This window comes from Sphingobacterium prati (genome assembly GCF_013167215.1).
In the GTDB taxonomy this organism is placed as follows: Bacteria; Bacteroidota; Bacteroidia; order Sphingobacteriales; family Sphingobacteriaceae; genus Sphingobacterium; species Sphingobacterium prati.
The window spans coordinates 1-14,527 of the sequence record NZ_JABJWY010000009.1 but is presented as its reverse complement, the minus strand read 5'-3'; the positions used below and the strand labels follow the sequence as shown (position 1 = coordinate 14,527).

Sequence of the window (14,527 nt, the reverse complement as noted above, 5' to 3'; positions counted from 1 at the left end):
CTTTATCACAGCTCTTTTTTATTTTTTTATAGAAAACTTAAAGTGTGTCTCTGAATCAAAGGATTCACCAGCTTTTAGTAATGTCGTGGGAAATTCCATTTGATTGGGGCTATCGGGAAAATGTTGTGTTTCAAGACAAAATCCGGCATATGGTAGATATTTATTACCTCTTTTGCCTACGTCATTCCCTGTCATCCAGTTCGCAGTATAAAGTTGTACCCCAGGTTCGGTCGTGAATACATCCAGTTGAATTCCGGTGTTTTTTGAATAAACCGTTGCACAGGGCTGGGAGATGGGTTTATTATTAACGTAACAATGGTCATAGCCTTTGGCGGCAGTCAGCTGTTCATCATTTTCCGTGATATCCTGAACGATCTTTTTGGGGGTCCTAAAGTCAAATGGGGTACCTTCTACAGGTACGATCGCATTGGGGACCTGATTTTCGTCTACAAACAGTACTTCATCCGAATTTATTTGAAGCACTTGTTGCAATACATCCCCGCTTCCTTCTCCATCAAGATTGAAGTAGGTGTGATTCGTCAAATTGATATGCGTGTCAGCATCTGATTGTGCGTGGTATTTGATAATGATTTCGTTGTTTCTCGTTAGGGTGTAAGAAACCATTGTCTTTAAGTTTCCTGGAAATCCCTCCTCTCCATCTTTAGAAACATAGTAAAATTCTACATGAGACTGGTACGTGACTCTACGGTCCCAAACTTTATCATGGAAGCCTGAGATTCCACCATGCAGACAATTCTTGCCATTGTTTTGCGGGAGTGTAAACTGTTTCCCATTTATTTCAAATTTGCCATTTGCGATACGGTTTGCAAAACGGCCTGCAGTACAGCCATGGTATTTTTCGTCTGATTCCAAATAGCTCTGGATAGAATCAAAGCCGAGCGCCACATCAACGAGGTCGCCTTTGTTATCTGGGACTAAGATACTGACAATGCGTGCACCATAATCAGTTAGGAGCACTTGCATACCGCCCTCATTTTTTAATAAAAGTAAATGGGTGTTTTTCCCCTCAATAACGCTTTCAAAATGTTTTGGAATGAGTGATTGGTATTTAGTCATGATTGTTCCTATTGGTATTGAATGCTAAAGATACAGAATATAACCTTTATAAAAATAACATAGACAACACCTGCTTGTAAAATTTATCATTTTGAGATTTGGTTCAGACCAATTATTGAAGAAATGGTATATTTGCGTTATGTCTGAAAAAATGAACTGGAAAGATTTGCTTTCTGCAAAACGCTGGGGTTATGAAGATAGAACAGCTGACAGCTACCTTGTGGCTCGATCTGAATTTCAACGGGACTATGATCGATTGATCTTTTCTTCCCCATTTCGAAGATTACAGAATAAAACGCAGGTTTTTCCACTTCCAGGGGCCGTGTTTGTACACAATAGGCTCACACATAGCCTAGAAGTAGCGAGCGTAGGACGTTCACTTGGCCGTATGTTCTATGCGCAGTTAAAGGAAGAAAATCCCAATATAGATACTGAATATCCATTTCTACAGGAAGTTGGAAATATTATTTCTGCAGCCTGTCTGTCTCATGATCTGGGAAACCCTGCATTTGGACATTCAGGGGAATCTGCGATATCGACCTACTTCACCGACGGCGACGGGCGAAAATATCAAGAACAAGTAACTGCCGAAGAATGGGCAGATCTGACTCATTTCGAAGGTAATGCCAATGCTTTGCGGATTTTGACGCATGCTTTTCAGGGAAAAGATCCAAAAGGATTTGCGTTGACCTATACTTCATTGGCATCCATCGTGAAATACCCTTGTTTAGCGATAGATGGTCATGTCAAAAAAAGTCATCACCGCAAAAAATATGGGTTCTTTACAGAAGAGCAAAAAGCATTTGAAAAAATTGCAAACGAACTGGGGTTGTTAAAGGATCCTTCAAATCCCAAAGGCTATTTAAGGCACCCTTTGGTATACTTAGTTGAGGCTGCTGACGATATCTGTTACAATATTATTGATTTAGAGGATGCACATCATCTGAAAATATTATCCTACCAAGAAGTGGAAGAGCTTTTATTGCCGTTATGTGGTTCCGAAAATCTCCGCGACCGACTGGATGGATTGCTGGATACGCCGAGTCGCGTGGCATTATTGCGGGCTAAGGCGATCAACACCCTGATCAAGGGTTGCGTTGATGTATTTGTTCGTGAGCAAGAGCAATTTTTATCTGGGACTTTTTCATCCGCATTAATGGATGCGCTGGATGACAATATTGTAAAGCAAATGAACAAAATCTCAAAGATATCCATTGCGAAGATTTATAATGCCCCAACAGTAGTCCAGATTGAGATCGCCGGTTATCGTGTGATGGATGCCTTATTAAAGGAGTTTGTACCTGCATATCTCAAAAAGAACAAAAATAATTACGATAAAAAGTTAGTTGCTTTAATTCCGGAACAGTTTTATACCGACAAACAGGATTCGTATTCTAAAATACGCTGTGTACTGGATTTTGTTTCGGGTATGACCGACGTGTATGCTATCGAGCTTTATCGTAAAATTAAGGGAATAACAATCCCTAGTATTGAATAAGTTTGTGAACTATTTATTTTGTTAGCCAGTCTTGCTTAACGAAGTTATAAAGACCATGCTTAATTTTGTAAGCTATCTATTCAAAGTAAAAATGAAAGTACTTGATAAAACAAGAGCTTGTATAGGTAGTGTCTCAAATCTCAATACTCAAATCTCAAAATGTTAAAATGAAAGTTGTAATAGCTGAAAAGCCCTCTGTGGCACGTGATTTAGCCCGTGTAATGGGAGCAAAAGAAGTCAAAGATGGCTATATTGCCGGGAACGGCTATGCTTTTACCTATGCATTTGGACATTTGGTTCAACTATGCACGCCTCAGGCTTACGGTTACAATAGCTGGACCATTTCAAACCTTCCTATCATACCCGCAAATTTTAAACTGGAATCAAAGAAAGTGAAGCGCGATGGAAAGCAGATGGATGACACTGGTGCGGTCAAACAGCTTAACACGATAAAATCACTATTAGAGCAGGCAGAAGAAATTATTGTGGCAACGGATGCGGGGCGTGAAGGAGAATTAATCTTTCGCAATATCTATTACTTTTTGGGATCAAAGGTGCCGTTTAAACGTTTGTGGATTTCGAGTCAGACGGACAAAGCCATCAAAGAAGGCTTTGCCAATTTAAAAGAAGGCACTGAATACGATAGCTTATATATGTCTGCCCGCTCGAGATCGGAATCGGATTGGCTGATCGGCATCAACGCTACGCAGGCAATTACTTTGGCGGCAGGCAATAAGGGGCTTCTTTCTTTGGGTAGAGTTCAGACACCCACCTTGGCAATGATCTGCTCGCGTTACCTGGAAAATAAAGATTTTAAACCACAGGCCTTTTATAAAATTCAGGCGGGCTTTGAAAAAGATAATATTAGCTTTAAAGCCACTTCAAACAAAATAGATAAAAAAGATGTTGCTGAACAGACCATCGACCAATTGACTGTTGGAACAAATGCCCGCGTTGCTAAAGTTGAAGCTAAAGAGACAAAGGAGCAACCTCCTTTATTGTTTGACTTGACCTCCCTGCAACAGGATGCAAACAAAAAATACGGCTACTCGGCCGACCAAACCCTGGGTATTGCGCAGACACTTTACGAGAAAAAGGTCATCACCTACCCACGTACGGGATCCCGTTATATCGGCGAAGATGTCTTCGAACAAATTGAAGAACTTTTTCAGCATCTCTCCGATCATGCGGAGGAATCTATTGCTTCCATTGCGAAGAATTTAATCGGGGCAAAGTTAAATAAGCGTTCTGTTGACGATAAAAAAGTAACCGATCACCATGCGCTACTGGTTACGGACGAGAAGCCCGGCCATATGTTGAAAGAACAGCAAAATATTTACAACATGATTGCCAAACGTATGGTCGAGAGTTTCTCTGAAGTCTGTATTAAGGATATCACTACGGTCACGATAGATGCACAGGGAGTAGAGCTGATCGCAAAGGGAACGGTCATCAAACAATACGGCTGGCGTCTATCTGCCGAGCAGATAGAAGCTCCGGATGAAGATAAGAACAACGATGACCAAGACAATGAGAATGCTCAGTTACCTAAATTGCTGGCGGAGGAATTATTACAGATACTGACATTGGAACTTGCTGAACGTTTTACCAAAGCACGTCCGATTCATACCGAAGCTTCACTCTTAAAAGCAATGGAAACTTCAGGTAAAGAAATTGAGGACGATGAAATGCGTCAGGCGATGAAAGACTGTGGGCTGGGAACACCAGCTACCCGTGCGGCAACGATAGAGACGCTTTTTCAACGGGAATATATCAAACGGGATAAGAAAAAATTGATTCCAACAGAAAAAGGTCTCGCCGTATATAACCTCGTTAAAGATCGCTCGATCGCTAAAGTAACGCTGACGGGAAAATGGGAGCAGAAGTTGGAAGAAATGCGGGCTAATAAAGTTTCTTATGATGTTTTTATGAAGCATATTAAGGATTATACGGCGAAAATTACCAAAGAGTTATTGACATTGCGTATTTCATTGGCGCAAGAGGAAGTCAAACCACAGCAAAAGGGAAAAATCAAATGTCCTAAATGTGAGAAGGGCTTAATCCTGCTCTATGATCGGGTGGCACAATGTGATCACTATGCCCGCGGTTGTGATTTTAAGATCTGGCGAACATTGAACGGTATTTTTCTGGAGGAAAAGGAGATGAAGAATCTGTTGGAAAAAGGGAAGACTTCGGAATTTAAGGGCATTAAAAATAGTGATGGCGCCATCGTAAATGCACCTCTTGTATTTGAAAACTTTAAAGTCAACGTGGGCTAGCTAAACCTATCCCACGTTGTTGCTAACACTGGATATGTTTATTTTTCTGCTAAAATGTCTCCTAAAGCAGTTGAAATCGTCGGAAATTTAAATTCAAATCCATTATTTTCTAATTTTTCCGGTACCACCCAACGACTTTTCAAGAGCAGTTCAGTTTCCGTCCCAATCAGTAATGCACCTATTTCCAATAGCCATTTCGGTGAGGGGAGACCAATTTTTCGATGCATGATGCTTCGAAAGGTCTCCATAAGGATTTTATTCGTAATCGGATTGGGGGCTGCACAATTTATGATGCCATCTATTTCGCGATGTTTTTGTATAAATAATATAGTCTGGAAGAGGTCTTCAATATGTATCCAACTAAAATATTGATTGCCATTCCCTTGTACACCACCTAAACCGAAGCGAACAAGATTTTTAAAGGGCTTTATCACTCCACCATTGGCTCCGAGGACAATAGCCATCCGAAGAGCAACCTGTCTGGTCAGGGGTAAGTGGAAATCGAAAAATGTCTTCTCCCATTTCTTTGCGACCTCGACGGAAAATCCTGTCCCGATCTCACCGCTGCTTTCGCTCATTGGTCGATCCTCCGCATGACGGTAGATTGTTGCGGTACTTGCATTTAACCAAAGGATGGGAGGGTGGCTACAATTTTCAATTGCCTTACCTAAAATGCTTGTGGTTTCTGTTCTTGAAGAAAATATCTGCGCTTTGTTGCTGGCATTGTAACGACAATTGACGGATTTTCCGGCGAGATTGATCAGCATTTCAGCATTTTCAAGTGCGGCGGAAATACCATCCGTATCGGTCCATAGTATATTTTTTTTCTGTCTACCAATAAGGATTACCTGATATCCCATTATTTGGAATCTTTTGGAAAGATATTGTCCGACAAAACCTGTTCCACCTGCAATAATTATTTTAGGCATGATAACATCATTTTTAGAGATCGGTTTTATTAATCAATTGTTGTTGGAGTATTTCTTCTTTGTTTTGCGATTCTTTTGCCTCGAAAGAATAAAAACATATTTAAGAAAAGCATGATACCTAGATAAATGCTGAATCCACCGATTTTATAACTGAGGCGTTCTATAATTTCTTGTACACTACTGGGTTTATTTAAGCTTATTTCGAGGATGTAAAGCGCAAACCCTAGGTTCAGCAAATAAAAACCGATACGGAAAAGATTATTTGTGGCATTCGCGACTTCCGGTCGCCCTGCAAAAATATCATTTATGTATCGATGCTATTTTTGAAAAGCACATACGCAACATAATAGGTCAGTGCGATTACGATGGGTAGATAAATGAAATACCCGATAACTGTTAGATTTCCCATGATATTAAGATTTAATGGTAAATGAATTTGTCTTTTTAGCGAAGAAATAAATACCGAGCATATTGAAATAGTGCATGATAACAAGGACGAATAATAACCATCCTGTTTTTAACGCAATACTGCTAACTAGTGCTTCGCATGTTTGGATTTGTTCCCAGTAACTGAATTGGATAATGGCATAACCAATATTGAGCAAGTAATATCCCGTAAGCAATAAGTTGTTTGTCGTGTCTGTTAGTGCAGCGTTGTTCTTAAACAGCGAAAGAATAATAACTCGACCGTTTTTGTGAAACAAACGGCCTATCCAAAAGATAATATAACAGGTCAGTAAGCCATATATTGTGTAAGCAAGGATATTAAAGTTCATCGTGTTATATCATTAGTTTGATCAATTTTAGCAATAAATCTCCACCACTGGTATTGAATAGTTTATTCGCGATGGTTTCAAGTTGATCGGTCAATCCCTGAATATCTTTTACCGTCTTATGAAACTCTTTGCCTTCCGGCGTTTTATCTTTCTCGGTATTTTTGCTGATTTCTCTGAGAATTTCCATGACCGGATCAAGTTCTTTTTGTTTGCGCATAACAGCAATTTTCATTGCCCATTTCAATACGTTCTTTTCAGCAATGAAATATTCCTTTCGGTCACCTGCAATATGTTTTTTGTAAACAATTCCATAGTCGATTAATTGACGAATACTCATATTGGCATTCCCTCTGGAGATAACAAGCTTCTCCATGATTTCGTCTGTAGACATGGGGTTGCTCGCGGAAAGGAGTAATGCATGTACCTGAGCAACCGATTTGTTGATTCCCCATTCGGAACCCAACGCTCCCCAAGTATCTATAAATTGCTGTTTTGCTTCTTGTAATTCCATCTTCATTTTTCTTTCTTAATCAAATTTATATATAGTTTTTGAATTTTCAAAAATTTCTGAAAATAGAATAACTTAAATAAAACAAGTCACCATATCGTAATAAGGTTTTGCTTTTCTTGTGTCATTTTTGATTTGTATTAACTTTGCTGGCATTATGGCAACAACTTTGTATAACCCATTCAAACAATTTCAGTTTGATCCTGCTATTTGTTTTTTAACGGGCAATCAACTTCAATCTGAAGAAGAGAGCATTCAGGTCTTTCCAGTCTGGATGATGAAATCTTTTCAATTGGAGGATAAGCCGTTCAAAATGTTGGATGAGAATCTCGTAACCTATAAGTCCTTGAAACTTCCATGTTCCATTCATGCGGCTGAAGCAATAGAGCAGATGGAACTTGCCGTTGAGCAGTCATTTGAGCAAGGGTATGAAGCGGTCCGACAATTAGACCCCTTGCTGCTCTTTCAATGGATGACAAAGATCATCTATGGGGTTGTTTATAACGAAATTCTTGCTGGAATCCGCCAACAGAAAGCCTCAGGAGAGGATATGAATTTTTCACAGGCTTTGGCGCAGCGTTTTACCAACCTGCATGCCATGTTGCAGTCGTTGGTTGTTCCAATGGAATTTGAAAATACATTCCCATTTTCCCTCGTTGTTGTGCCCGTGGAAAATGCGCCGGATACCTTCATGTATCGTGATGAAATCAATACCCTGATTTTTTCTATTCGAATGAAAGACTTCGCTGTTGTCGCCTGCCTTCAGGATAACGCCACAAATAATATTTACCACGAGGAAATATTGAAGGCTATTGAAGGGAAGAAACTGCATCCGATACAGTTTGAAGAATTATGTGCCCGCTATTTCTATTCAGCCTATTTATTTAATCGTTTACCAGATTATACATATTTAAATACACCGCAGAAAGTGTATGTTGAACCAATGCCTTTAGCAGATATGTCGATGAAACCAATATTTGATCATTGGCAGAACAAGACGTATGGGCAGGTATTGGAAAACTTCTGGAAACCTTGGGGGTTGACCTTATTTGAAATTATTAAAAATCCAGAACATCCAATCAGCTTTTTGTTGGATAATCAAGGCAATTTTATCAACAATGTCCAAATGCCGCTAAATTAAACTGATGAACGTAAAGCAATAAGTTGTCGCAAATATGCGTTAAATGGTATGATTATGGATAGGATCAGGTATGTATTCACCAAATTTTAACATTACTGTTTTATCAGTCCTATTTTTTATCGTTTGTTTGACTTCAAAGGCGCAGACTGGTGTTGTTCGTAACATTCCAGCAGATAGCTTAGTTCAAAATGTGGATAATTTTCCTTATTTTAAGGGTGGGATAACGGCATGGTCGAAGTTCTTGCAAAATAACCTCGATCTAACGCGTACAGCAGTTGCTATGGATAGCATTGCCTATGTAAAATATGGCTCCAAGCAAATGGCTATTCTCAATTTTATCGTTTGTGAGGATGGCGCGATTTGTAATATCGAAATCGAGAACCCAGAAAAGATAAGTCCTGAATTTGCTAAAGCTGTACTAGCAGCAATGCGGAGATCTCCGCAATGGATGCCGGCCCTAGTGAAGGGGCAGCCGGTCAAAACAAGATTTCGGCAACCCATAGTTGCTGTTATTGAATAAATAAAATACAAACTGTAATCTGAAAATTTAAACATTTATTCGTATAGTATGTCATTTTGGGATAAAGTCAAAAAAATCATGAGTGGCGAAGAGGACGAATCTTCCACTGAAAAGAAAGATGTTGAAATTACCGCTGGAGGTTCGACTGTGTATCGTTATGAAAATCAACCTGAGGAAAAAGATCCAAAAGACCTATTCCCCGAAGTACAATGTGTTTATTTGGAAGAGATAGAAGAGCATTTAGCAAGATATATCGCTGAGCCAGATTTGGTTTTTCACGAAATTATATCTGAATTGGTGCATATTGATGTGCATTGGATAAAACCTAGCGCGAATTATCCGTACAATATCTTGGTAACATCCGGTATGAGTGACCTACCAATGAATGTTCCAGAAGAGATAGACGATAAGGAGGCTTATGAGCGAGCCGAATTGATGGTGGTACTTCCCGCGGATTGGAAGATAGGAGATGAAGAGTTTCAGGATGATAATAATTATTGGCCAGTTTATTTTTTAAAAAGGCTAGCGCGGTTTCCGCATGAGTATAAAACCTGGTTAGGTTACGGACATACTATTCCTAACGGGATGGAGGCGGAGGAGATTGCAAATACCAGCTTTGGCTGTATGCTTTTATTGCCTCCGATGTTGAGTTTTGATGAGGAATTTTTAGAACTTACAACAAAAGATGGGAAGATCATTAATTTCTATGCAATGATTCCAGTCTATAAAGAAGAGATGGATTATAAATTGGAGGAGGGGACAGATGCTTTATTGGATCTTTTTGATGAATATGGGATTTCAGAATTGGTCGATATCGATCGCCCTAATGTTTGCAAAAGATAACGGATATAATTATTCTGTTTGAAATGCAGTATTGTCAAGGATTAAACTGCTGACAATACTGCATTTTGTCTTATAGGCTGTTTTCAATGATCGCCATTGTTTTGTCGATATCTTGCTTACTGACGTTAAGGTGCGGTCTGAAGCGGATGCTTTTCTCGCCGCAGCCTAACATGATCAACTTATTGGCATAAGCCCGTTTGATAAACGCATTACGCGAATTTTCAGAATCAAAATCCAGGGCGACAAATAATCCTTCTCCCCTTAGGTTACTGAGCTGCGGTTTATCGTTCATCAGTTCCCGCAGCTTATTTTTAAGATATATTCCCTTTTCGGCGGCATTTGCCAATAGATTCTCCTGTTCAATGACTTCCAAAATTAATTTAAAACGGAGCATGTCTACAAAATCTCCGCCAAAGGTGGAGTTGATCCGGCTGGATTCTTTGAACACATGATGCTCTACCTGATCAAATTTTTCTTTATTCGCTAATATTCCACAAACTTGGGATTTCTTTCCAAAGGCTAAGACATCGGGTATAACACCATAATGTTGATAAGCCCACATTTTTCCGGTAATACCCAAACCTGTCTGTACTTCGTCGAATATAAGTAAGATTTCATTCTCATCGCAGATCTGACGCAGTTGTTGAAAGAATTCTTTTCGAAAATGATTGTCGCCACCTTCACCTTGTATGGGTTCAATAATAATGCATGCAATATCATTGGGATTATGATGGATGGCCTGATTGATCTCTTCGATCGCTTTTTCTTCCAGGTTTACTGTTTGGCTTATATGCTCCGGTGTTAAAGGGTAGGTAAGCTTGGGATTAATTATCCGTGGCCAGTTAAACTTTGGAAAATACATATACTTCCTGGGATCCTGTGTGTTTGTTAGGGAAAGCGTATAGCCTGATCGGCCATGAAAAGCCTGTTTAAAATGGATGACCTGGCTGGCTTCTTTTTGTATTCCTTGTGCGAAATTAAGTCTTGTTTTCCAATCAAAAGCCGCTTTTAAGGCATTTTCCACAGCCAATGTTCCGCCCGAGATGAAGAATGTGTAAGGAAGTTCTTTTGGTATGGCCACACGGTCGAATGTATCCACAAAATCTGCAAATTCTTTTGGATAGATATCCGACATCGCCGGTTTGTTGACTGCCATTTTGCCGAGAAAATCACGATGTTTAATTAAATGAGGATGGTTATAGCCAACAGCCATGGAGGCAAACATGCTAAACATATCCAAATATTCATCCCCATTTTCGTCGACAACATAAGAGTCGTGTGATTTTTCCATGTCCATGACCAGTGGAAATCCATCTGCCAATATATGTTTACTTAGTCTTTCATGTACGTTGCTCATAATTTCGAGTCTGAATGGTTTATAAATCGAATTTTATACCCTGTGCTAATGGTAGGTCTGTTGTATAATTAATAGTATTCGTCTGGCGACGCATATATGCTTTCCATGCATCGGAGCCGGATTCTCTCCCTCCTCCAGTATCTTTTTCTCCGCCGAAAGCACCGCCAATTTCTGCCCCTGAGGTACCGATATTGACGTTTGCTATGCCACAATCCGATCCGGCAGCACTGAGAAATAGTTCTGCTTCTCTCAGGTTGTTTGTCATGACGGCCGAGGATAGCCCTTGGCTGACGCCATTTTGCAGGGCAATGGCTTCACTTAGGTTGCCCTGATATTTTATTAAGTATAAAATTGGAGCGAAGGTTTCATGTTGTACGATCTCATAGTGATTTTCAACTTCCGCAATAACAGGCTGTACATAGCAGCCGCTTTCATAACCTTTACCTTCCAGTACTTTTCCTTTGATAAGAAGTTTTCCCCCTTGTGTTTTAATCTTATCCAGTGCGTTTAAATATGATTTTACGGCGGCCTTGTCAATCAATGGTCCTACATGATTTTTGGTGTCCAAAGGGTCGCCAATTTTTAATTGTCCATAAGCTTTTGTCAGTTGTTTCTTTACTTTGTCATATATACTTTCATGGATAATAAGTCTTCGTGTGCTGGTGCAACGTTGTCCCGCGGTACCTACGGCACCAAATACGGCACCGATGATCGTCATGTTGAGATCGGCATCGGGAGTAACAATAATTGCGTTGTTACCGCCGAGTTCCAGCAGCGTTTTGCCTAAACGCTGCGCAACGGTAACAGCCACCTCTTTTCCCATTCTTGTCGATCCTGTTGCTGAAATTAAAGCAATGTGGTTGTCAGCAGCAAGCCATTCGCCAACTCCTTTATCACCCATGACCAGATTGGAGATACCTTCCGGTAATCCGTTTTTATGCAAAATATCGGCTAATATTTTCTGGCAGGCGATCGCACATAATGGGGTTTTCTCACTGGGTTTCCATACCACTGTGTTTCCGCAAACCAAAGCGATGGCTGTATTCCATGCCCATACGGCAACGGGGAAATTAAATGCGGTAATAATCCCAACGATGCCCAAGGGATGATATTGGTCATACATGCGATGCCCGGGACGTTCGGAATGGATGGTATTACCATAGAGTTGTCTGGACAGACCAAGAGCAAAATCACAAATGTCTATCATTTCTTGTACTTCTCCCATTCCTTCCTGATACGATTTACCCATTTCATAAGACACTAATTTTCCTATGATCGGTTTGAGCTCACGGAGTTTGTCTCCTAATTGACGAACAATTTCCCCCCTTTTTGGTGCAGGGATAAGCCGCCATTCTTTGAATGTATTTTCAGCCGTATTAACGATCGTCTCATAATCCCTTTGGTTGCTACTTAATACTTTTGCAATGAGCTTCCCATCTACCGGAGATAAGGATTCGAATACCTCACCACCGGAAAACCATTTTTGGCCTGTTGACGAGCCTAAATTCTGGGAGGTTATGCCGAGTATTTTAAGTTCTTTTTTTATCATAATGGTTTATTTTATTCGTTAATTATCCTAAATATAAGGAATAAAATTCTGTTTAACAAGTTGTGAATGAATATTGTTCAGTTTGAAAATATTTTGTTATCTTAGATTAGCTAATGTAGGCTATACGATGATGAAACAAATAAATGTAGATTATTTTCAGGTAGACGACCTTTTGTCTGAGGAGCACAAGCTGGTTCGTCGTGCCGTTCGCGATTTTGTCCGGTCAGAAATAAGACCTGTTATAGAAGATGCGGCACAGGCACATCAGGCAATAGACGGATTGATGCCCAAACTTGGCGCGATAGGGGCTTTAGGACCTTATATACCCGTAAAATATGGTGGTGCTGGATTAGATCAGATTTCCTATGGTTTGATTATGCAGGAGTTGGAGGCGGGCGATTCTGCTGTCCGTTCGGCAGCATCGGTGCAATCTTCTTTGGTGATGTATCCGATATATACCTATGGCAGCGAGGAGCAGCGCTGTAAATATCTGCCGAGACTTGCTTCTGGTGAGCTTATAGGCTCATTTGGATTGACCGAACCGAATCACGGATCTGATCCGGGAGGTATGGAAACACGATTGACGGCTAAGAACAACGGTTTTCTATTAAATGGAGCAAAGATGTGGATTACAAATTCACCGATATGTGATCTAGCTGTAGTCTGGGCACGGGATGAGGTAGGCAAGGTTCGCGGCGTAATTGTTGAGCGTGGAATGGAGGGCTTCGAGACACCGGAAACATTACATAAATGGTCTTTACGAGCTTCTAAAACTGGCGAGTTAGTTTTTCATGATGTCTTTATTCCCGCTGAAAATATATTGCCTGAAGTGAATTCAATGCGCGGGCCCTTATCCTGTTTGAATTCTGCACGGTATGGAATATCTTGGGGGGTGATAGGCGCAGCGATAGATTGTTATGAAACTGCTGTTCAATATGCCTTAGAGCGGGAGCAATTTGACCGACCAATTGGCGGCTTTCAATTACAACAGAAGAAATTAGCCGAATTTCTAACGGAAATTACGAAAGCGCAGTTATTATCATGGCGCTTAGGTGTCTTAAAAAATGAAGGTAAGGCCACTCCACAACAGATTTCGATGACCAAAAGGAATAATGTGCATATGGCATTACAGATCGCCCGTGAATCCCGGCAGATTTTGGGAGGAATGGGTATCGTAGGAGATTTTCCAATCATGCGGCATATGATGAATCTTGAGTCGGTTATTACTTATGAGGGAACTCACGATATTCATTTATTGATTACTGGGCAGGATATTACAGGGATCAATGCGTTTTCTTCTTAGGTTTGATAGTAATTATAACATGCGACACCCAGTTGTTCAAAATAAACAAAACTTATAGCTAGTCTATTTATCATAGCTTGATCCTGCTACGGTTAGGCTATTTTAATTTGTATTTGTAGTTTTTTCTCGAAAACTACAAATACAAAACTTTTACCTCGTTTTAGCAGAACTATCGCCAATATTTTTTTAAGTTTCATGATTTTCTGAAACCAACCCGTCTTTGGGCTGGAGCAGGGCCGTCCCTTTTTTTAAAATACTTATTGTCTATCGGTTACAACAATAATTGCCTTATGTTTAGAAGTGGAATTCATTGTTACCTTTGACTGACAGCTATTAAACCCTTGTTATATTCATTCATTTAACTGCCGAGCGGATGAAATAGACGGTTGTGGGGACAGGACTGTCTATTTCTTTGATCATATCAGATCTGATTTTTCATATGGATAAGTCTAATATTAAGATAGTAATACGATAGTTCTAAGTTAGGTTTAATTTAGGTATTCACTAGCATTTGCCTAAGTAATACCTAAGCTAAACCTAAACTAAACCTAAACAAAACCTAAGTTAACCTGATATAGATACTTATATTTGTCCTACTTCCATCTGCTTCGCCCACCTCTCTGCATTTGTTCTTTATGTTCAGGTTACTTCCGGGGCTCTTTACATCGGGATTCCTATTCGCCACGGGCCGCGACTTTTCCTACCACTGTATCATAGCGATAGCGGATGGAATCATGTTCCCCGCAA

The 14,527-nt window shown here is 40.1% G+C and carries 12 protein-coding genes; 6 read left to right on the top strand and 6 right to left on the bottom strand.

Features of this window, described 5'->3' with window-relative positions; translation table 11 throughout:
* Positions 1 to 18: 18 nt before the first annotated feature.
* Positions 19 to 1,077, bottom strand: coding sequence for an aldose epimerase family protein (locus tag HPC41_RS01365; protein ID WP_172392227.1), 1,059 nt, complete (start codon positions 1,075 to 1,077; stop codon positions 19 to 21).
* A 139-nt stretch (positions 1,078 to 1,216) separates the two neighbouring features.
* On the opposite strand from HPC41_RS01365, the gene HPC41_RS01360 reads away from it, so the two are divergent.
* Both HPC41_RS01360 and HPC41_RS01355 read left to right on the top strand, forming a co-directional pair.
* Complete coding sequence (locus tag HPC41_RS01360; protein WP_172392226.1) at positions 1,217 to 2,575, top strand: deoxyguanosinetriphosphate triphosphohydrolase; 1,359 nt, start codon at positions 1,217 to 1,219, stop codon at positions 2,573 to 2,575.
* Positions 2,576 to 2,742: 167 nt separating this feature from the next.
* Entirely contained in the window at positions 2,743 to 4,854 is a 2,112-nt protein-coding gene (locus tag HPC41_RS01355; protein ID WP_172392225.1) for a type IA DNA topoisomerase, read from the top strand.
* A gap of 38 nt (positions 4,855 to 4,892) precedes the next feature.
* Here HPC41_RS01355 and HPC41_RS01350 read toward each other — a convergent pair whose 3' ends face one another.
* From HPC41_RS01350 to HPC41_RS01335, 3 genes are all read right to left on the bottom strand, one after another.
* Positions 4,893 to 5,783 carry a TIGR01777 family oxidoreductase gene (locus HPC41_RS01350; RefSeq protein WP_216660626.1) on the bottom strand — a complete coding sequence of 297 codons (891 nt, stop codon included), beginning with the start codon at positions 5,781 to 5,783 and terminating at the stop codon, positions 4,893 to 4,895.
* 413 nt (positions 5,784 to 6,196) lie between these two features.
* Entirely contained in the window at positions 6,197 to 6,559 is a 363-nt protein-coding gene (locus HPC41_RS01340) for a hypothetical protein (protein ID WP_172392224.1), read from the bottom strand.
* A 4-nt stretch (positions 6,560 to 6,563) separates the two neighbouring features.
* Positions 6,564 to 7,070, bottom strand: a complete 507-nt coding sequence (locus tag HPC41_RS01335; RefSeq protein ID WP_172392223.1) for a GbsR/MarR family transcriptional regulator — start codon at positions 7,068 to 7,070, stop codon at positions 6,564 to 6,566.
* A 154-nt stretch (positions 7,071 to 7,224) separates the two neighbouring features.
* Here HPC41_RS01335 and HPC41_RS01330 point away from each other — a divergent pair, with 154 nt between their 5' ends.
* From HPC41_RS01330 to HPC41_RS01320, 3 genes are all read left to right on the top strand, one after another.
* Positions 7,225 to 8,208 carry a hypothetical protein gene (locus HPC41_RS01330; protein ID WP_172392222.1) on the top strand — a complete coding sequence of 328 codons (984 nt, stop codon included), beginning with the start codon at positions 7,225 to 7,227 and terminating at the stop codon, positions 8,206 to 8,208.
* Between the two features lie 70 nt (positions 8,209 to 8,278).
* Complete coding sequence (locus HPC41_RS01325; RefSeq protein WP_172392221.1) at positions 8,279 to 8,728, top strand: energy transducer TonB; 450 nt, start codon at positions 8,279 to 8,281, stop codon at positions 8,726 to 8,728.
* A gap of 78 nt (positions 8,729 to 8,806) precedes the next feature.
* Positions 8,807 to 9,571 carry a suppressor of fused domain protein gene (locus HPC41_RS01320; protein ID WP_216660625.1) on the top strand — a complete coding sequence of 255 codons (765 nt, stop codon included), beginning with the start codon at positions 8,807 to 8,809 and terminating at the stop codon, positions 9,569 to 9,571.
* A gap of 70 nt (positions 9,572 to 9,641) precedes the next feature.
* Here HPC41_RS01320 and lat read toward each other — a convergent pair whose 3' ends face one another.
* Positions 9,642 to 10,928: an L-lysine 6-transaminase gene (gene lat / locus HPC41_RS01315; RefSeq protein ID WP_172392219.1), complete on the bottom strand. Its 1,287-nt coding sequence runs from the start codon at positions 10,926 to 10,928 to the stop codon at positions 9,642 to 9,644.
* Between the two features lie 19 nt (positions 10,929 to 10,947).
* A complete protein-coding gene (gene amaB, locus HPC41_RS01310) occupies positions 10,948 to 12,477 on the bottom strand; it encodes an L-piperidine-6-carboxylate dehydrogenase (RefSeq protein WP_172392218.1) in 1,530 nt (509 codons plus the stop codon).
* 127 nt (positions 12,478 to 12,604) lie between these two features.
* On the opposite strand from amaB, the gene HPC41_RS01305 reads away from it, so the two are divergent.
* Positions 12,605 to 13,780, top strand: a complete 1,176-nt coding sequence (locus HPC41_RS01305; protein ID WP_420240199.1) for an acyl-CoA dehydrogenase family protein — start codon at positions 12,605 to 12,607, stop codon at positions 13,778 to 13,780.
* Positions 13,781 to 14,527: the final 747 nt, after the last annotated feature.

Excerpts from the sequence above, each read along its gene's own strand:
- HPC41_RS01365 (WP_172392227.1), bottom strand. The coding sequence starts at position 1,077 with ATGACTAAATACCAATCACTCATTCCAAAACATTTTGAAAGCGTTATT.
- HPC41_RS01360 (WP_172392226.1), top strand. The coding sequence starts at position 1,217 with ATGTCTGAAAAAATGAACTGGAAAGATTTGCTTTCTGCAAAACGCTGG.
- HPC41_RS01355 (WP_172392225.1), top strand. The coding sequence starts at position 2,743 with ATGAAAGTTGTAATAGCTGAAAAGCCCTCTGTGGCACGTGATTTAGCC.
- HPC41_RS01350 (WP_216660626.1), bottom strand. The coding sequence starts at position 5,783 with ATGCCTAAAATAATTATTGCAGGTGGAACAGGTTTTGTCGGACAATAT.
- HPC41_RS01340 (WP_172392224.1), bottom strand. The coding sequence starts at position 6,559 with ATGAACTTTAATATCCTTGCTTACACAATATATGGCTTACTGACCTGT.
- HPC41_RS01335 (WP_172392223.1), bottom strand. The coding sequence starts at position 7,070 with ATGGAATTACAAGAAGCAAAACAGCAATTTATAGATACTTGGGGAGCG.
- HPC41_RS01330 (WP_172392222.1), top strand. The coding sequence starts at position 7,225 with ATGGCAACAACTTTGTATAACCCATTCAAACAATTTCAGTTTGATCCT.
- HPC41_RS01325 (WP_172392221.1), top strand. The coding sequence starts at position 8,279 with ATGTATTCACCAAATTTTAACATTACTGTTTTATCAGTCCTATTTTTT.
- HPC41_RS01320 (WP_216660625.1), top strand. The coding sequence starts at position 8,807 with ATGAGTGGCGAAGAGGACGAATCTTCCACTGAAAAGAAAGATGTTGAA.
- lat (WP_172392219.1), bottom strand. The coding sequence starts at position 10,928 with ATGAGCAACGTACATGAAAGACTAAGTAAACATATATTGGCAGATGGA.
- amaB (WP_172392218.1), bottom strand. The coding sequence starts at position 12,477 with ATGATAAAAAAAGAACTTAAAATACTCGGCATAACCTCCCAGAATTTA.
- HPC41_RS01305 (WP_420240199.1), top strand. The coding sequence starts at position 12,605 with ATGATGAAACAAATAAATGTAGATTATTTTCAGGTAGACGACCTTTTG.